The organism is Clostridium sp. 1001275B_160808_H3 (genome assembly GCF_015550425.1).
Lineage (GTDB): Bacteria > Bacillota > Clostridia > Clostridiales > Clostridiaceae > Clostridium.
The window spans coordinates 53036-72539 of sequence record NZ_JADNAT010000003.1 but is presented as its reverse complement, the minus strand read 5'-3'; the positions used below and the strand labels follow the sequence as shown (position 1 = coordinate 72539).

The 19504-nt window shown below is 26.2% G+C and carries 22 protein-coding genes; 5 read left to right on the top strand and 17 right to left on the bottom strand.

Going from position 1 to position 19504, the window contains the following annotated elements; all coding sequences use genetic code 11:
- Positions 1-16: 16 nt before the first annotated feature.
- Complete coding sequence (locus tag I2A75_RS03440; protein WP_195263078.1) at positions 17-1876, bottom strand: ABC transporter ATP-binding protein; 1860 nt, start codon at positions 1874-1876, stop codon at positions 17-19.
- Positions 1873-4110 carry an ABC transporter ATP-binding protein gene (locus I2A75_RS03435; RefSeq protein WP_195263077.1) on the bottom strand — a complete coding sequence of 746 codons (2238 nt, stop codon included), beginning with the start codon at positions 4108-4110 and terminating at the stop codon, positions 1873-1875. Before I2A75_RS03435 ends, I2A75_RS03440 begins: the two co-directional genes overlap by 4 nt.
- A gap of 159 nt (positions 4111-4269) precedes the next feature.
- Between I2A75_RS03435 and I2A75_RS03430 the strand changes: the two genes are divergently transcribed.
- Positions 4270-4716 (top strand): MarR family transcriptional regulator, encoded by a 447-nt coding sequence (locus tag I2A75_RS03430; protein ID WP_195263076.1) that lies wholly within the window; start codon positions 4270-4272, stop codon positions 4714-4716.
- 32 nt (positions 4717-4748) lie between these two features.
- On the opposite strand, the gene I2A75_RS03425 is transcribed toward I2A75_RS03430, so the two are convergent.
- The 3 genes from I2A75_RS03425 to I2A75_RS03415 form a co-directional block, all read right to left on the bottom strand.
- Complete coding sequence (locus I2A75_RS03425; protein WP_195263075.1) at positions 4749-4958, bottom strand: heavy-metal-associated domain-containing protein; 210 nt, start codon at positions 4956-4958, stop codon at positions 4749-4751.
- Between the two features lie 23 nt (positions 4959-4981).
- Complete coding sequence (locus tag I2A75_RS03420; RefSeq protein ID WP_195263197.1) at positions 4982-5248, bottom strand: metal-sensing transcriptional repressor; 267 nt, start codon at positions 5246-5248, stop codon at positions 4982-4984.
- 175 nt (positions 5249-5423) lie between these two features.
- The gene (locus I2A75_RS03415) at positions 5424-6566 is read right to left on the bottom strand and encodes a glycosyltransferase family 2 protein (protein WP_195263074.1); all 1143 of its coding nucleotides are present in this window, start codon (positions 6564-6566) and stop codon (positions 5424-5426) included.
- Between the two features lie 230 nt (positions 6567-6796).
- Here I2A75_RS03415 and I2A75_RS03410 point away from each other — a divergent pair, with 230 nt between their 5' ends.
- Positions 6797-8083 (top strand): NCS2 family permease, encoded by a 1287-nt coding sequence (locus I2A75_RS03410; protein ID WP_195263073.1) that lies wholly within the window; start codon positions 6797-6799, stop codon positions 8081-8083.
- 19 nt (positions 8084-8102) lie between these two features.
- Here I2A75_RS03410 and I2A75_RS03405 read toward each other — a convergent pair whose 3' ends face one another.
- Complete coding sequence (locus I2A75_RS03405) at positions 8103-8729, bottom strand: CoA pyrophosphatase (protein WP_195263072.1); 627 nt, start codon at positions 8727-8729, stop codon at positions 8103-8105.
- 158 nt (positions 8730-8887) lie between these two features.
- Here I2A75_RS03405 and I2A75_RS03400 point away from each other — a divergent pair, with 158 nt between their 5' ends.
- Positions 8888-9106, top strand: a complete 219-nt coding sequence (locus I2A75_RS03400) for a hypothetical protein (protein WP_195263071.1) — start codon at positions 8888-8890, stop codon at positions 9104-9106.
- Between the two features lie 47 nt (positions 9107-9153).
- Here the strand turns inward: I2A75_RS03400 and I2A75_RS03395 are convergent, their stop codons facing one another.
- The 6 genes from I2A75_RS03395 to I2A75_RS03370 all read right to left on the bottom strand — a co-directional run bounded on the left by I2A75_RS03395 (position 9154) and on the right by I2A75_RS03370 (position 13150).
- Positions 9154-9381, bottom strand: coding sequence for a TIGR04540 family protein (locus I2A75_RS03395; RefSeq protein ID WP_195263070.1), 228 nt, complete (start codon positions 9379-9381; stop codon positions 9154-9156).
- A 244-nt stretch (positions 9382-9625) separates the two neighbouring features.
- On the bottom strand, positions 9626-10171 hold the full coding sequence (locus I2A75_RS03390; RefSeq protein ID WP_195263069.1) for a hypothetical protein: 546 nt from the start codon (positions 10169-10171) through the stop codon (positions 9626-9628).
- Positions 10172-10289: 118 nt separating this feature from the next.
- Positions 10290-10976, bottom strand: a complete 687-nt coding sequence (locus I2A75_RS03385; RefSeq protein ID WP_195263068.1) for a SprT family zinc-dependent metalloprotease — start codon at positions 10974-10976, stop codon at positions 10290-10292.
- Positions 10977-10991: 15 nt separating this feature from the next.
- Positions 10992-12143, bottom strand: coding sequence for an MFS transporter (locus I2A75_RS03380; RefSeq protein ID WP_195263067.1), 1152 nt, complete (start codon positions 12141-12143; stop codon positions 10992-10994).
- 141 nt (positions 12144-12284) lie between these two features.
- Positions 12285-12665: a desulfoferrodoxin gene (locus I2A75_RS03375; RefSeq protein ID WP_195263066.1), complete on the bottom strand. Its 381-nt coding sequence runs from the start codon at positions 12663-12665 to the stop codon at positions 12285-12287.
- A gap of 77 nt (positions 12666-12742) precedes the next feature.
- On the bottom strand, positions 12743-13150 hold the full coding sequence (locus I2A75_RS03370) for a reverse transcriptase-like protein (RefSeq protein WP_195263065.1): 408 nt from the start codon (positions 13148-13150) through the stop codon (positions 12743-12745).
- 275 nt (positions 13151-13425) lie between these two features.
- Here I2A75_RS03370 and I2A75_RS03365 point away from each other — a divergent pair, with 275 nt between their 5' ends.
- Both I2A75_RS03365 and I2A75_RS03360 read left to right on the top strand, forming a co-directional pair.
- The gene (locus I2A75_RS03365; RefSeq protein WP_195263064.1) at positions 13426-14289 is read left to right on the top strand and encodes an LD-carboxypeptidase; all 864 of its coding nucleotides are present in this window, start codon (positions 13426-13428) and stop codon (positions 14287-14289) included.
- Positions 14290-14396: 107 nt separating this feature from the next.
- Positions 14397-14834: a GatB/YqeY domain-containing protein gene (locus I2A75_RS03360; RefSeq protein ID WP_195263063.1), complete on the top strand. Its 438-nt coding sequence runs from the start codon at positions 14397-14399 to the stop codon at positions 14832-14834.
- Positions 14835-14868: 34 nt separating this feature from the next.
- Here I2A75_RS03360 and I2A75_RS03355 read toward each other — a convergent pair whose 3' ends face one another.
- The 5 genes from I2A75_RS03355 to I2A75_RS03335 all read right to left on the bottom strand — a co-directional run bounded on the left by I2A75_RS03355 (position 14869) and on the right by I2A75_RS03335 (position 19495).
- The gene (locus tag I2A75_RS03355; protein ID WP_195263062.1) at positions 14869-15267 is read right to left on the bottom strand and encodes a PTS fructose transporter subunit IIA; all 399 of its coding nucleotides are present in this window, start codon (positions 15265-15267) and stop codon (positions 14869-14871) included.
- 82 nt (positions 15268-15349) lie between these two features.
- A complete protein-coding gene (locus I2A75_RS03350) occupies positions 15350-16225 on the bottom strand; it encodes a DMT family transporter (protein WP_195263061.1) in 876 nt (291 codons plus the stop codon).
- 91 nt (positions 16226-16316) lie between these two features.
- Positions 16317-16508, bottom strand: a complete 192-nt coding sequence (locus tag I2A75_RS03345; RefSeq protein ID WP_195263060.1) for a DUF1450 domain-containing protein — start codon at positions 16506-16508, stop codon at positions 16317-16319.
- A 385-nt stretch (positions 16509-16893) separates the two neighbouring features.
- Complete coding sequence (locus I2A75_RS03340; protein ID WP_195263059.1) at positions 16894-18090, bottom strand: acetate kinase; 1197 nt, start codon at positions 18088-18090, stop codon at positions 16894-16896.
- Positions 18091-18220: 130 nt separating this feature from the next.
- On the bottom strand, positions 18221-19495 hold the full coding sequence (locus I2A75_RS03335) for a metallopeptidase TldD-related protein (protein ID WP_195263058.1): 1275 nt from the start codon (positions 19493-19495) through the stop codon (positions 18221-18223).
- Positions 19496-19504: the final 9 nt, after the last annotated feature.

The following is a 19504-nucleotide window of genomic DNA, read 5'->3' as shown; positions in this document are numbered from 1 at the left end:
GTAATACTCTTTAAATTTATGATATTTCTGCGGTTTCAAATTGGCTATTGTATAATGAAGCATAAAAACCTTTTTTACTTAAAAGTTCATTATGGGTACCTTGCTCTACAATATCTCCATCTTTCATTACTAAAATTAAGTCTGCATCTTTTATTGTAGATAATCTATGGGCAATTATAAAGCTAGTTCTATTCTTCATCAAGTTATCCATAGCTTTTTGGATAAGTACTTCAGTTCTTGTGTCAACTGAACTAGTTGCTTCATCTAATATTAATATCTTAGGATCTGCTAAAATTGCACGTGCAATTGTTAATAATTGTTTTTGTCCTTGAGAAACATTACTTGCATCTTCATTTAATTCCATATTATATCCATCTGGTAATGTCTTAACAAAATGATGAACATGTGCTGCTTTTGCTGCTTGTATTACTTCTTCATCAGTTGCATTTAATTTACCATATCTTATATTTTCCATTATGCTTCCGTTAAATAACCATGTATCTTGTAGTACCATTCCGAAAACTTTTCTTAAGTCACTTCTCTTAAAGTCATTTATATTATGATTATCAAGTAAAATTTCACCACTATTTAATTCATAGAATCTCATTAATAATTTTACAATTGTAGTTTTTCCTGCACCAGTAGGACCTACAATAGCAACTCTTTGTCCTGGTTTTATTTTGCTAGAGAAATCATTTATTATTATTTTGTCTTCATTATAACCAAAGTGAACATCTTTAAATACAACTTCACCTTCAATATCATCAATACCTACTGGATTATTAATATCTTCAACTTCTTCTTCTTCTTCTAAGAATTCAAAAACTCTTTCAGCTGCAGCTGCAGTAGATTGAAGTACATTTGCAATTTGAGCCGTTTGAGCTATTGGTTGTGTAAAAGTTCTTATATATTGAACAAAAGAAAGAATATCTCCAACTTCAATTGATTTTTTAATAGCAAGATATCCTCCTAATATAGATACCATAACATAGCCTATATTACCTATAAATGTCATTATAGGCATCATCATTCCTGATAAAAATTGAGATTTCCATGCTGAGTTATATAAAGTATTGTTTAATTTATCAAATTCCTCTACAGCAGCCTTTTCTCCGTTAAAAGCTTTCATTATATTATGGCCACTATATATTTCTTCTACATGCCCATTAACATGACCTAAGAAAGCTTGTTGCTCTTTAAAGTATTTTTGTGATTTTTTAACTACTAAAGCTATTAATATACCTGATAGCGGTATTATTAATATTGCTGCTAAAGTCATAGTTACACTTATTGATAACATCATTATAAGTACACCTATTAATGTTGTTATAGATGTTATCATTTGTGACATACTTTGATTTAAAGTATGACTTACTGTATCGACATCATTTGTAACTCTTGATAAAACTTCACCATGAGTCATTTTATCAAAGTATTTAAGTGGCATGCGATTTATTTTTTCTGATATTTCTTTTCTAAGATTATATGAAACCTTTTGAGAAACCCCAGACATTACGAAACCTTGGATAAATGAAAATACTGCACTTACCACATATAACACTGCTAACAGCACTAGTATATTGCCTATATAAGTAAAATCTATCGCAGCTCCTACTTCTCCTGATACTTTGCTTACTAAACCTTCAAATAATTTAGTAGTAGCTTTTCCTAATATTTTAGGCCCAATTATTGAAAAGGCAGCGCTACCTATTGCAAATATTAATACTATAATAATTGAAATTCTATATGGCTTTAAATATTTTAATAGTTTACTAACGGTTCCTTTAAAATCCTTAGCCTTTCCGCCACCACCGTGCATTCCACCCATAGGACCACCGAAACCACCATGTCTTTTATTTCTTACATTATTACTCATGACATAAGTTCCTCCTTTGAAAGTTGTGATAAGGCTATTTGCTTATAAACTTCGCAGCTTTCTAAAAGCTCTTTGTGAGTTCCAATTCCTACAACTCTTCCTTCATCTAAAACTACAATTTGATTTGCATCTTTTATTGTACTTATTCTTTGTGCGACAATTATCATAGTTGCATTTTTAATATTTTTCTTAATTGATCTTCTAAGTGCAGCATCTGTCTTAAAATCTAAAGCAGAAAAACTATCATCAAATATATATACTTCTGGCTTCTTAACTAAAGCTCTTGCTATAGATAATCTTTGCTTTTGTCCACCAGATACATTTGTACCACCTTGAGAAATTTCAGTATCATATTTATCTGGCTTATTATCAATAAATTCTAATGCTTGTGCAATTTCTGCAGCTTTCTCTAAATCTTCAGCAGTTGCATTTGGGGAACCATATTTTAAATTACTTTCTATAGTTCCTGAGAAAAGTACTCCTTTTTGTGGGATGTATCCAATCTTATCCCTTAATGATTTCTGATTTACATCTCTTATATCAACTCCATCAATAGTGATTTCACCTTGAGATACATCGTAAAATCTTGGTATTAGATTTATTAAAGTAGATTTACCACTACCAGTACTTCCTATAATAGCCGTAGTTTCACCAGGTTTTGCAGTAAAACTAATATTCTCTAAAACATAATCTTCTGCACCAGGGTATTTAAAGCTTACATTCTTATATTCTACATATCCCTTTTTAGAATCTAAAAACTTTGTACTATTTTCTTTATCTTTTATAGTTAAATCTGTGTATAGCACTTCACTAATACGTTGAGCTGATACTGAAGCACGAGGTAACATTATTGAAACCATTGAAATCATTAAGAATGACATAATTATTTGCATTGCATATTGCATAAATGCCATCATATCTCCTACTTGCATTGTACCTAAATCTACTTGATGAGATCCAACCCATACAATCAAAAGTGTTAATCCATTCATTATAAGCATCATAGTTGGCATCATAGTTTGCATTAATCTATTAACAAATAAATTTGTCTTAGTTAAATCCTTATTAGCATTATCAAACTTGTTTTCTTCATGCTTTTGAGTGCTAAATGCTCTAATAACTAACATACCTGTTAGATGTTCTCTAGTAACTAAGTTTAGTTTATCAACTAACTTTTGAACTACTTTAAACTTAGGCATAGCAAATCCAAATAATATACTTACAAGTAATGAAATTAGAATTACACCTACAGCTATAATCCAAGTCATATTTGTATCTGTTCTTAATACCTTTAATACACCGCCAATACCAAGTATAGGTGCATAGAAAACTATTCTAAATAGCATAACCATAAGCATTTGAATTTGTTGTATATCATTTGTACTACGTGTAATTAAAGAAGCAGTTGAAAATTTATCAAATTCAGTATTTGAAAAACTTGTAACCTTTTTAAATACATCACTTCTTAATGATCTGCTTAATCCTGCTGCTATTCTTGCAGATATAAGCCCTACAATAACTGCAGCTGCCATGCTAATTAATGCTATTCCAAGCATTTTTAATCCAGAAATAATAATAAAGTTTGTTTGTAATTTATCTGTATTTATTCCTATTTCAGAATACTCATTTTTAACATATGAAACAGATGCTTGTTCTATCATACTCTCTGGCATTTCTTCAAATTTTTCATTTATTGAATCAATTAAACTATTTAATTGTTCTTTTGGAATGTTCTTAAGAATTAAAAATGGATCTGTATCAGCTGGTACAGGCATATTACTTGGCATATTTCCTAACATGCTAGTATCAAAATTTTCATTTTCAATTCCATATACAATAAGTTCTGGTTTAGAAAAAATGCTATTCAATCTAGATATAGTATCTTTATTTTTTGAATTAAGTTCATATAAAGGTTCTTCATCTATCTTTGAATACTTTTTTAAATATTTATCAAACTCATCCTTTGAAAGAGTATCTTTATTTAATAATGTATAATTATCTTGTATAAATTTAAAATCATCCTCCCCTATAAATAGTGAAAGCTTATCCATTTCACTTTTACGTATTATAGTCGGTACCGAATTTTCTATACCACCTTGCTGAATACCAATATTTACTATGTTAGACATATAATCTGGTAATGATAATTCACTAACAGCTTGAACAAATAATAATATTAGTACAGCAATGATAGAACCGATAAATGGCTTTAAGTACTTTGTCAGTTTCATCATTTTATTTATCTCCTTTCAAATTCTATTTTCATTTTTAAGTTGTTATAAATATATATTAATTATATTTTCATAACTATTATATGTCAATAACAATTATGGTTGTATAATAAAAAAAAATAGTTTATAATTAATTTGTTACAAATACTTAGGAGGGACTATATGAATAATAATGAACTAAAAGATATATCTGATAATTTACTTAATCTATTATTCCAAATACATAATAGATTATTCAATCCAAGCGAAATGGTTAAAGGAGTATCTATTCCTCCCTCTCATATGAAAGTAATATTTTATCTTTCACGAAAGAAATCGATGTCAGTATCTGATGTAGCAAAATGTTTAGATATATCTAAACCAAATATGACTCCGATAATAGATAAATTAATTAATGAGGGTTTTGTTTATAGATATACAGATCCAAATGACAGAAGAAAAATAAATATAGAGTTAACTGAAAAGGCACATTTATTTTTAAAAAATAAAGAACTTGAAATTAAAAATAGTTTATTAACAAAAATATCAACTTTGGATGATGAAGACTTACATAAGTTGAATATTACAATAAAAGATATGTATGATATATTAATTAAACTAAAAAAATGAGCAGTAAATATTACTTGCTCATTTTTTAGTTTCTATAACTTTTCTATTGATATTACATCATAGCCTGCTTCATCTATTGCTGCTATTAAGGCATTGTCTTCAATTTCAGTATTAACTAAAGCATTTTTACCTTCTAAATTAACTTCTAAAACCTCAACCCCACTCATTTCTTCTAATGCTTCTTTTACATGTGCAACGCAATGTCCACAACTCATACCTTCAATGTTTATTTTCTTTTTCATATTTAAACCTCCATTTTAATAATTTATCTAGTTATAACTTTATCTAATATTTTCATTATTTCCTCTATTTTTTCATCACCATTACCACTTATACATGCATCTTTAACACAATGTGATAAATGATTCTCAAGTATTATAAGATTAGCTTTTTTTAATAAAGATTGAGCTGCAAAAATCTGATTGGAAATATCAATACAATATCTATCCTCTTCAATCATCTTTATTATACCTTCAATTTGTCCTTTAGCAGTTTTTAACGATTGTAATGATTTTTTTCTTTCCTCGTTCATCATATACCTCCCCCACCCTCTAGGGGTGTATTATAGTTAAATTATAATATTTATAATTTATTTGTCAATATATTTATTCATACGAATAGTATGACTCTTTAAATATATATTATATTCATGTAAATTAAGTAAAAAAATATGCCATCGGTAATTCGACAGCATAATATTATACTATTTAAAAAAATCTATACCTTCGATCAATCAATTTATAATCAAGCTCTGGAATAGTTTTTCCTAGTTCATCAAACTTAGATTTTAAAAACTTTCTATTGTAGTCTACTTTTTCTACATTTCCGCCATATAAAGCCGTTAATTCATTATAATAATAAGCAGCATCATAATCACCTAAGATAGAATAACAAACACATAGTTGAATACTTGGTATCCAAGTATAATAATCTTTATTATCTATTCCAAGGTTATCTTTTTCATGAATACACCCCATTGCAACTTTATACCAAAAAATTGCTTGCTTAATTTGCTTTTTACTTAAAAATATTTCTGCAAGCCTGCAACAAATATCTGCTCTAGGTACATCAAATTCAAAAGACTTTAAAATTATTTCTATCTTCTTTTCTGGCTTATTTGTATTAGTATAACATTGAATTAAATTAGCTATAGCAGTTTTTATATCTTCCACCCAACCTAAATTGGTATCTAAAAATTCTTCATATTTTTTAGTAGCTTCTTCATAAAGACCATTATAATATAGTTCATTAGCATAATAAAACATATCTCTTATACTAAATTCTTCGCCTTCTTCTTCCATCTTTTTGAATATAGTTAAATTTCTATTTCCACTAGGTTTAACTTTTCCATGATTTACAGATATTTCACTATTTAAGCTAATTCCTCCTACTTCTAAATATTCGTGTATTCTTCCTATCCATTTAAAACCTTTAGATCTTTTCACTAGTCTATTTCTCTTCAAGGAATAAGTTGTATTGCCATTTGAATCTCTACTTAAAGAATACTCCATAACTACAGTATCAACATTTCTATCTAAAGTTTCTTTTAGTATTTTGAATTTTTTTATATTATCTTCATCTAAATAATCGTCTGCATCAAGCCAAAAAACATATTCTTTAGTAGCTTTACTAAATGCATAGTTTCTTGCTTTTGCAAAATCATCTACCCATTTAAAATTATATATTTTGCTGTTAAAGCTTTTGGCTATTTCTATTGTTTTATCCGTAGAGCCAGTATCTACGATAATCATTTCATCCACTATATCTTTTACTGAAGATAAGCATCTAGCTAATGTCTTTTCTTCATCTTTTACTATCATACATAAGCTTATAGTAATTCTATTGGTCAAAGTTATCCCCCTTTGCACTATTAATATCTTCTATATACTATGTTTTTACGAATAACTTTGCTGTAATTTTACAAAAATATATTTGAGTATATTTTTTTGTCATTATATATATATAATTTGACTTTAATTTATTTCTACTCTTTAATTTTTTAAATTTAATGATATAATTATTTAGACATCAATAGGTGCGGGCGGGTGAGGGATAAAGAAAAGAGGTTTTTACAGAAAGGATGGACAAATTATTTAAACTTAAGGAACACAAAACAAATTTCAAAACCGAGCTAGTAGCTGGTTTAACTTCTTTTTTTGCTGCAGTATATATTATTGTAGTTAATGCTAGTATTTTAAGTGATGGAGGTATATCACAGGAACCACTTATAATAGCAACAGTACTTGCTTCATTTGTAGGATGCTTACTAGTATCTTTTATGAGTAATACTCCACTTATAATTATGCCAGGTATGGGAATTAATGCTTTATTTACTTATACAATTGTACTAAGTATGGGATTATCATTTAATCAAGCATTAGCAAGTGTTGTTATGGCTGGTATATTATTTTTAATTGTTGCTACTACACCCCTAGCTAAAATACTAGATACATCTATACCTAATTCATTAAAGGAATCAATTACTATAGGAATAGGATTGTTTATTACATTTTTAGGTTTTCAAAAAGGAGGTCTAATTATTTCTGATCCATCTACAATGGTTAGAATTGGATCACTTTCAGATCCAAAAGTTATATTTTTTATAGCGATGTTTTTATTAACCGTAGTATTATTTGCTAAAAATATTCCAGGTGGATTTTTAATAAGTATAGTTGTTGGTACAATAGCTGCAATTTTATTAAATCTTGTTGATACTACAGGATTAAAATTTTCATTACCTAATTTTAATGAATATAAAGGAATTCTATTTAATATAGATTTAAGTGCATTTTTCACTATTCCTTTTTGGATTTCAACTTTTTCATTAACTTTAGTTTTAATTTTTGAAAATATAGGTTTATTACATGGACAAATAAATGGACTTTTACAAGCTCCTGAAAAGCAAAATAAGGCTTTAAATGCTATAGCAATATCAACAATAGCATGTGGCTTATTTGGAACAAGTCCTTCTGTTTCTACAGTTGAAGGGACAGCAGGAATAGCAGCCGGTGGAAAAACTGGTTTAACATCATTAATTTCAGGATTACTACTTCTGATTTCATTATTATTCATTCCATTTATAAGCTTAATTCCTAATGAAGTAATTGCTCCAATTTTAATTATTATAGGGAGTTTAATGATTAAAGGAATAGTTCATATAGATTTTAATGATATTTCAGAAGCAATTCCATCATTTTTAATTATTGTTTTAATACCACTTACATTTAGTATAGTAGATGGTATTGCATTTGGATTTATCTCATATACAATGATGAAACTTATAACAAAGAAAAAAGATCAACTTTCAATTGTAATGTATATAATTTCATTTGTATTTATAGTATATTTTATACTACATAGTATTTAAATATAAGGCTAGGAATTCCCTAGCCTTTAATTATATATTTATTAAAATCATTCAAGAAGTCTTCTAATATTAATGCAGTAATGCCCCAAATAACATAATTTTGATATTCATAAAATAATGATCTATATATTCCTTCTTTAAACTTATAATTCTTGCCTCCATTTATTAAATCATATGGAAAATCATCACATCTATTAACTATAATTTTACTATTCTTGACTCTAGGTTCATTGTTTAATAGATAATCTAATGGTACTAAAAATATATGATCTACTTCATCTTTATTAATATTTACATGATCAAAGTTTTTAATATATCCTACAAATGGATGTATTAATAAACTGTAGTGAGTAACAAGTATATTAAGTGGAGCTATTATTTCAAAATCTTCATTTGATAGCCCTAATTCCTCACATACTTCTCTAATAACGGCTTCCTTTTCATTTTCTTTTAAGTCTATTTTTCCTCCTGGCAAAGAAATATCTCCCGGTTGACTTCTCATATGCTTAGCTCTAACTTCAAAAACTATATTTAATTTATCTTCTATTTCTACAAATAAAATTGCAACAGAAGCTCTTTTCATTTTTTCCCATCCATTTATATATGGAATATTATTATGAAATTTTTTAATAACATCATTTAGCATCTTTCTACTCCCTTTATTTCTACATTAATATAATATAATCTAAAACCAAATTTTATATAATTAAATTTTTATATTTTTAATTGAAAACATTTAGATAATTTGAACATTTATTACATTTATTGTATAATATTGTTATTATTACACAGGGGCGTGATTTTATGAAAATAAATAACTGCTATGAAGCAGCATTAAGAATGTTTGAGCTTTCTGAAGAATTAAGTATATTATTAGATCAAAATCAAAAAGCAAATACATCTAGAGAAAAAGAAATCTTATCTAGTAAGATTGATAGAGCTGAAATAGAATTTTTAACTTTAAAACATTCTTTAGACAAAATACCATACGAAGAAAAAAAATTATCTATTTTTAATTTATAAAAATTTATTCAATAAAGCCTCCATAGAATTTCTATGGAGGCAATTTTTTATCCTTTAATTATTTTATCAATAATTTCTACTCTTTCATCACCTAAATATGGATATAGCTTTAATGATATCTTACCATCTTTATAAACTCTATCTCCATTTGCATCAACTATTTTCTTGATTTTATTCTCTAAATCATCATAACTTAATAAATATTCTAAGTAATTGTCTACTAAATCTTTTAAGCAAGTTGCTAATTCTTTTGGATTTCTATATACGGCTCTCATGTTTATCTCCTTAATACTTTTCTAAAGTTTTATAAGCTAATTATAAATACTACAAGAGTTTTTTTCTAGTATTATTTTAAAAAAAATTTCACATTTTATACATATTGCTAAAAAAACTATTTCTAGCCCTATGTAAATTATAATAAATAACCTTTTTTTATTGTAACTTTTTAAAGCTATTTAAATAATCTCAAGCTAATTCTTAAAATTTTTAACAAGTTCAATTTTTCATATAAAACCAATTTCAATTAAAAATGTTTATTTCTGAACTTTTTTCTCCCTTAGTTTCATAAACTTTAACTTTTCCATCATTAGAAATCCATGAAATTGCCTCTTCAGTAAATTCACTTTCAGTTTTAATTGGAACTATTAAATACTCCCCTTCTTTTATGCTGTCAGATATTTTTTCATAATTAATATCTCTTTGGTCCTTTATATAATCACTAGAATTCAATCCTTTGGATGCATTTATTTTATGAATCCTTATATCCTTAGCTTCTGATTTTGTAGTCATTATATAAATCGAATCTCCTTCTCTATCTACTGCAACTGCTAATGCCCCCTCTGAACTTAAATCTTCTTCTACTTTTTTTATTAAATCCTCAATATTTACACTTTTTTCCTTAAACGAAGCTTTTAAAATTACAGTATCATCATTATCATTAACAGTTCTTTGTTTATCTTCGCTTTTATCAGAGATATTAGATTCAGCTTTATTATAAATTTTTTTGTTACTACAAGAGTAAAATGTTGAAATAACTAAAAGCAATAAAATTATAATCTTTTTCATATATTTTCTCCTAAGTCTAAAAAATTTTATATAATTAGTATTCCAAATTTTTTATAAAAAACTTAGTCATATTTAAATTGTTAAATTTTCAATCAAATAATTTAAGTTAAAAATGGAGCTATGTTAAATTCATTAACATAGCTCCATTTTCCTTTAACCAATCCTTACTTTCTTTATAGTTAGGATAGTAAGACTCAACTAATTTCCAAAATTCTTTCGAATGGTTCATTTGCTTTATATGGCATAATTCATGAATAATTATATAATCCATAACAAATTGCGGCATAAGAACAAGTCTCCAATTTAATCTTATTTCTCTTTTCGAATTACAACTTCCCCAAAGACTTTTCTGATTTTTAATAATGATCTTACTAGGTTTTATATAAATATTATTAGAAATATCCATTACCCTTTTTCCAACAATATCTATTGATAATTTCTTATACCAGCTTATTAATAATTCATTAATATACTCCCTACTTAAGTCTTTACTATTTATAGTTATATTAATATTATCCTTAAAAATATTATTTTCATCAGATTTATTTATTATTAAATTATAATATTTTCCCTGAAAGATAACTTTATTATCAATATAATCTTTTTTCTTTATCTTATCAAGAGACTTTAATATCCAATCACCTTTTTTAATGATTAAGTCATCAATATAGTTATTATCTATTCCACTTGGTGCAAATACTTTTATTTCTCCACTATTTTCTATTTTTATAGAGATATTTTTCTTCTTTTTAAATATTAATAAATACTCAATAGCTTGATTATTAAAAATAACTTTTCTCTTCATAATAACATAAATATTTTACTTTATAGACTTCTTTGAATTTGGTAAAAAGCTAAAGAAAATCACTACTGACAACATTAGTAATATAAATCCTAATATATACATTCCAGAATATCCAAACCTTCCTTGAATTAAGCTATAAATAGAAGGATATATAAAATTAGAACCTCCAGTACTTAATACAGACAATACTGCAAATGAAGTAGCAACTAAATGCTCATCCAATATCTCTCTTAAATATTTAAATAAGAAGCTTAAATATAATCCATACATTATTCCATGAAGTTGATCTCCTAAGACTACAAGAAAAACACTTCCACTTGATAATAATAATACTTTAATTGCAGCTATTGATAAAGCAATAGTAAGACACTTTTTACTATTAGCATTACTTAAATATTTACCAATTATCATAAATGCAAAGAATTCAATTACAACCCTAAAACTTATTGATGCACTATATATTTCATTTGCTTTATTAACATCACCAACTATGTCTACTAAGTAAGAAGAATAAGCAAAGTCTAAGCCCATATAGCTCCCCATGCCTAAAAATACTACTATTATAAGAAATATAATATTCTTGTCTTTAAATAAATCTGCTATTGTTGCGTTATTTTGTTTTTCGTTTATTTCTATATCATCCTTAAACTTTAGAAGTATGACTAACATCATTGCACTAACCATAAGTAGTGCTAAAATATGTAATATTCTATATCCAAAATTATTTATTACAATACCTGCAATAAACACTATACATGCATATCCTATAGAACCCCATTTTCTTATATCAGAAAATTCATATCCATTTCTTATTGATAATTCTTCAATGTATACTTCAAATATTCCTGCTACTGATCCAAGTAAAGAACCATATATAGGTGCAAATATTATAGATAAGTTCTCATTTATAAACATAAGTCCTACTATAGATATAAAAACGCTAATTAAATAAATTAATATAAATCTATTTTTATTTTTTACTTTAGAAAACCTATTTGATAATATAGGTTGTGCAACTAAAGTAAATAATGCCCCTATCGATACCACTCGTCCAACTTCTCCTAATGATAAACCAATTTCTTGATTTAAATAAGGAAAATAAAAAGTTGTTAATATACTAAAAACTCCAAATGTCAAAAAAGTAGTCATATTATAATACTTCTTCATTCGTACTACCTCCATTTCATTATTACTACCTGTAAATTCTATCATTTGTACATACCAATGTAAATAATAAGCATTTAATTAACAACTAAATAAAATGCTATCTTATAAATCCAAGATAGCATTTTTACTATTTATTATTTACTATTTAGTACTCCATAATCCATGTAAGTTACAGTATTCTCTAACTCTATCTACATTACCACTTACTTTAAATGTAGTTTGTGGTTTTTCACCTGGATTTAATTCTTTTCTTAAAACTTCTCCATCTTTAGTTATAACTTCTACCCATTGAATAAAATGCTCGTCCACCATTGGATGTTCAACTTCTCCAACTTTAACTAAAAGTTCTCCATTTTTTTCTACAGCTACAGGTATATGCTTTTCTACAGCAGCATCAACAGTGTTTTCATTTAATAATGTCATTGGTTTGCCGCAACATACTAAAGTTCCCATTGCTTCATTTAAAACTTCAACCATTGATCCACAAATTCCACATTTATATACTTGTAATTTCTTTACCATAAAATTCACCCCTTATTTAATATATAATTTAATATATATATATTTTACTATACTTTCCCAATTTTTCAAAAGCGTTCTTATAACTCTAAAGCGTCTTCTGCTAAGGTTCTTACGTAATTATAATCATTAACTTCAAAATACTCATAATATATACTAATTTTCAAATTTTTCATCAGATTGTTTAATCTATTTACTAAAATTTCCGTTCCAGGACTCACATCAAGCTTTCTACCATTTAGATATTCTACAAGCATTAAATTTGAAACATACACTATAATACTGGTAGCATTATTAAACTTTGATATTTCATCTATACCTTGCAATATAGCATAGATTTGCGCCTCTGAGCAAGTTCCTACCCCTACATTTCTTGAAAATGAAGTTTCTTCTCCATGATCACTTAAAATTACACCACCAATTCCAATATCACTTTGAAAATTTCTAGTATTTTTACATTTACCATTTACATAAAGTCTATACTTCATATATCCTCCACTTATAAACTTATACACTATAAAAATATTCTAAATTTAAGTTTATTATTCTCTTATTGATATACATAATATAGAAATTTAAAAATTAAATATTATATTAATATACATTTTATATATCTCATTGTTTTATATTACTTTATAAAAATAAATAACTACTTTAATCCCAACATATTATTTGTATGAATAAATAGTATAAGTAAATTAATTGCTTTTTTTACTTTTATTTTTTATACTAAATAATAAATAATTAATATTCTGGAGGATTTATGAAAAGTTTATTAAATAAAAATGATACAATTGGACTAATATCATGCTCAAATGGTTTAGATATAAATATGATTGAGAAAATAGACGAATTAATTTCTATATTATCATCTATGCAAATTAATGTTATAAAATCTAAATCATTATTTAAAGATAAATTCGGAATTACTTATGATGCTAAGATTAGAGCAAAAGAGCTTATGAATTTATATATTAATGAAGATATCAAAATTATATTTGATTTATCTGGTGGCGACTTATGTAACGAAATTCTTGATTATTTAGATTATGATATTATTTCAAAATCTAAGAAACCTTTCTTTGGATATAGCGATTTAACTGTAGTTTTAAATGCATTATTAAAACAATCAAATACTGTTAATTATAACTACCAATTAAGAAATCTTATAAGGGAGAATTCTATAAAGCAAATAAATAATTTTAAAAATAGCATTTTAGAAGGAATTCCTGATTTATTTAACTTTAATTATAAATGGATTCAAGGAAGTTCTATGTCTGGAACTGTTATCGGAGGTAATATTAGATGCTTTTTAAAGTTAGCTGGAACAAAGTTCATGCCAGATTTTAAAAATAAAATACTTTTTCTTGAAGCATTAAGCGGAGATGTTAATAAAATATCAACCTTTCTAACTCAATACAAACAAATTGGAGCTTTTAATAATATAAGTGGAATTTTATTAGGTACATTTACCGAATTAGAAAAAGATCCATCATCACCTAAAATCGAAGATATAATTATAAAAATAATTGATAATCCTAATATTCCTATTGCTAAAACAGATGAATTAGGTCATGGTTCAAATTCTAAGTGTATAGGTATAGGAAAGGATTTATACATAGATTAAGGTTTACTTATACTTAGATTTCTTGCAATAATATTCCTTAAAGTATATAATTTTAACAAGGATAAACAATATTGTTTATTATAAGTATTCTAGTGAGGTGAAATGATATGTTAAAAGAAGAACTAAAAAAGAACGAAATAGCTGCTATGAAAGCTAGAGATAAAGCTACTGTTAATGTTTTAAGACTAGTTAATTCAGAAATTAAAGCTTTTGAAGTTAATGAAAGAAAAGATATTTCAGATGAAGATGTTATAAAAATTATAGAAAAGCAAATTAAACAACTTAAAGAAGCTCTTCAATATGCTATTCAATTAAATGACAATGACAAGATTGAAGAAGGAAATTTTGCAATTAATTTATTAACTCCATATCTTCCAGCACAATTAACTGAAGAAGAAGTTGAAGCTATGCTTAAAGAAATAATTACAAATGGTAATTATGGTCCTAAAGATATGGGAAAAATAATGAAGGAAATAATGCCAAAAGTAAATGGTAAGTTTGATAGATCAAAAATTAATCCTATGGTAAAAAATATATTAGGTTAAAAAAAACCTCTCTTAATGAGAGGTTTCTTTTTATTTAATTCAACATGTGAACCAATGTATTTGGAAATTCATTTTTTAATGTTTTAACAAGCTTTACTGCATTACATTTATTATACTGTCCTATCATTATTCCTTCCAAAACTATGGGTAAATTCACTCCAGATAATATAGTGAATCTATTACAATCATATATAGAATTAATTAATGATAATTTGAAGGGACTTCCGGAAAATAAATCACAAAATACTATTATATCTTCATAACATCTTAACTCTTCTAAAACCAATTTAATTTTGTTATCTAATTCATAAATACTGTCACTATCAAGAAAGTCAATTGCCTTAACATTTGAATAAGTTTTATCAACCAACTTACAAGCACTATACATACCTGTTGCAAATTCACCATGCCCAAGAATAATAAAACCTACCAATTAGTCACCACCAGTTTTCTTAATGCTTATATAATAATATTATATGTTTTTTATATAATAGTGTTTAAAACTATAAATTAATTTATTTACCTTCTGCCTTATCTAACTTTTTATTATAAATATACATATAATAAGATGCAGCAAAAATAATAAAATATCCAATGAAACTTAGTGTATCTGGTAATACCCCAAAAATCAAAAAGCTTATAATAGCTGAAAATAAAATATTGGAATAATCAAAAATAGAAATTTCTTTTGCTGGGGCATATTTGTATGCAATAGTTATACCAAATTGGCCTATACTTGCAAATACACCAGCCATTAATAAATAAAAAAGTTGCTGAATAGTCATAGGAGTATATACTGCCATCATAAATGGGAAAATTACTATCAAAGAAAATAATGAAAAATAAAATACTATTGTATAATGCTTTTCTCTTCCTCCAAGTACTCTAAGACAAGTATATGCCCCTGCAGCAAAAACTGCACCTAATATTCCCATAATAGCTGGAATCATATCTAAATTAAAACTAGGTTTTATTATAAATAATGTTCCAATAAAAGCTATAATAATCGCCATAAATTGTTTATAATTTATCTTTTCACTTAAGAACAATGCTGAAAAAATAATTACAAAAAACGGACTCAACTTATTTAACATATTTGCATCTGATAAAACTAATTTATCAATTGAATAGAAATTTAAAACTATTCCTACTGTTCCTAATGCCGATCTTAATAATAAGACCTTTTGATTTTCTTTTTTTCCAAAAAAACTTTCTTTATTCTTTATAATAAAAAATAGCGCTATTATGCAAGATACTAAATTTCTAAAAAATGTTTTTTGAAAGGAAGGTAAATCTCCTGCTAGTTTTACAAAAGCAGACATTACCGCAAAGCCAAAGGCTGAAAATACTAAAAATAGTATACCTTTAGTTCTATTACTTAAATTATTCATATAATCACTCCTTACTTATATATTACCATATTATTAATATATTATAAAAAATTTAACACCCTAGAGTATTATTCTCTAAGGTGTTGTATTACTACTCTTCTATTTCGTTAATAAACTCTTCTTCTGTTTCAGTTTCAATGTATTTTCCATTAGCATATCCTATTATAAGGCCATCTCTTCCGCCACATTCTCCTATACATCCTACTTCTACATTATCTTTTCCAAACTTCTCTTCTAATTTTTCTATATCTATTCCTGAACATACTGGGCAAACTGATATCATTTTTCAATCTCCTTCTATCTTTATTTAATTATTAATTAATTTTATTATATTAATAATGATTATTATTTACAAATCTTAATTATTTTAATAAATTTTATTTATCTATTAAAATCTTTAACTTTCTTAATATTAATCGAATTTTTACAGTTTTTAATTTTATAAAATTAAATTTTCATCAATAATATTTAGCAAAATTCTTTTCATATTTTTTTTACAAATACAATATAACCTAGCTTATTGCTATATACATCTAACTTATAATCATATATTAATTTTTTCTTTGAAATGTATTTTTTCTAATTTCTACAGATTGTAAAATATAAAAGCAGACCTTAGTCAGATCTGCTTCCATAGTGTATAATTATTAATTTTATTTAAATATTTATTACTTATTTATTAACCTTACAGTATCTCTAGCAATCATAAGCTCTTCATTAGTTGGAATTTCATAAACTTTTACTCTTGAATCATTAGTTGAAATTTCTTGAATTTCACCTCTTACAGCATTTTTTTCGTCATCTATCTTAAATCCTAAAAATTCAAGACCATTTAAGCATTCCTTTCTAGTTAAAGAAGAATTTTCTCCTATACCAGCAGTAAATACTATAACATCTACTCCACCCATTATACCTGCATATGCTGCAATTTGAGCTCTAACTTTATAGTGGAATATATCTAATGCAAGTTTAGCTCTTTCATTTCCTTTATTAGCTGCTTCAATAACATCTCTAAAATCTGAAGATACTCCTGAAATACCTAAAACTCCAGATTTTTTATTTAGTAATTCATCTATATCACTAATTTTATATCCATGTTGTTCTGAAAGGAAACTGATAACTGAAGGGTCTATACTTCCTGATCTAGTTCCCATCATTACTCCTGCTAAAGGTGTAAATCCCATAGAAGTATCTATTGATTCTCCACCTTTTACTGCTGCTAATGAACATCCATTGCCTAAGTGGCATGTTATAATTTTTAAATCCTTTATGTCTTTTCCCATTACGTCTGCAACTTTTTGAGATACGTATTTATGTGAAGTACCATGGAATCCATATTTTCTTATGCCATACTTTTCATAAAGCTCATATGGTAGTGGACATATATAAGCTTCCTTTGGCATAGTTTGATGGAATGCTGTATCAAATACTGCTACCATTGGTGTATTTGGCATAAGCTCAATACAAGCCTCAATACCAACTATATTTGGTGGATTGTGAAGTGGAGCAAGAGATATACAATCTCTAATTGAATCTAATACAGTGTCATCTATTATAACTGAATGAGAATATTTTTCTCCTCCATGAACTACTCTATGCCCAACAGCACCAATTTCATCCATTGATTTAATAACGCCATGATCTTTGTTAACTAAAGCTTCTAAAACTAACTTAATTGCCGCCTTATGATTTGGCATAGATTCTCTAATAATATATTTATCTTTACCTTCAACTTTTTGAGTTAATATAGAACCTTCAATTCCTATTCTTTCTACTAATCCTTGTACTAATGAATTTTCTGTTTCCATATCAATTAATTGATATTTTAAAGATGAGCTTCCGCAATTAATTACTAAAGTCTTCATAATTATTCTCCTTTGCATTCATTTGTTTCATTATTTATATAATACACTAAAAATCTATATATTCAAATTGATAGATTTTTCTATATTTCTTAAATAAAAGTAAAAAGGGCTATATATTCAGCCCCTTCCTCTATTTTCCTGAAACTTCCACGCCATTTAACTTTATGGCTAATGGTAATTTATAAGATTCTAAATTTTGTACTTCTTTAGATAAAATAAAATCACCTTGAACATCTTTTATATTAGCAGATAATGACCCTCCAGTTAAAGGAATTATATTATCTCCATCCTTTAATAAAGCAAGTCTAATTTCACCAAAAAAATCTCCTGTTAAAGAATCCATTTGGAAATCTGAAAATTTAATAATGTGAAGATCTCCATTTTTTATCATATCATTAAAAGGTGTGTTTCCTTCCGATATTATTGCCCCATCATATTCACCAATTGGCTCTAATCTTAAGTAGTTCATAAATCTTGAAGATCCATATATACTCTTTAATTCACAATTATCAATTAAAGTTCTATCTATCAATTTAACACCTTCATTACTAAATGGTACGCTAGATGTTAGTTTAATGTTTATTTTATCTCCCTTTACATCTTTTCCTTGAACACTACTATTTATCTTGAAATTTGAATATCCTTGGTAAATCATTGAAGCTTCAGAATTTTCCAAGTAGTAGCTTAATAATGTTTTCACTTCTTCACCTGATAAAATTACATTATAGAAATCTGTTTTAGGTGGATTTAAACTCTTTTCTCTATAACCGGTATTTATAATTGATTCTTTAACTTTTAAACTTAGCTCATCTTCTTCTAAATCATTATAACTAAAGCTATTATATAACTCTACATCTTCTTTATCTATCCATTGAGTTACATATTCTCCATTAGTGCTATATTTTGTATATTCTATATCAGTTCCATTAGATCCTACAATTTTCTTTCTTACCTTTTCAACAAAGATTTCTGCTGAATTAATAAATCCCTTATCTATATTATTATTTTTAAATAGTGCTTTTTCTAATTTTATAGCATTTTCTTCCAAAGTACTTTCAGAAAGTTTGCTTTCAATTAAAATTTTTTCATTTTTATTCCCCTTAGGTAAATCATAATATTTATTCTTAACTAATGAAGCAATATAATATCCTTCTTCAATAGCTTTATCTATCTCCTCCTTTGTCATTGAGGGATATATAGTTAATGTAGTTTCTCCTTTAAATTTTTCTCCATTTTCATCAAAATTATTAAATATTTTAACTGAATAATTCAATAAATGCTTTGACCTCTTCATATCAAGTGAATCTTTTATAAAGTAAAGTTCTACATCTTCGAATTCAGTTTCTGAAACTATATATTCTTCTATATTATGTTTCTTTAATAATTCTTTAATTAAATTTATCATAAAATTCAC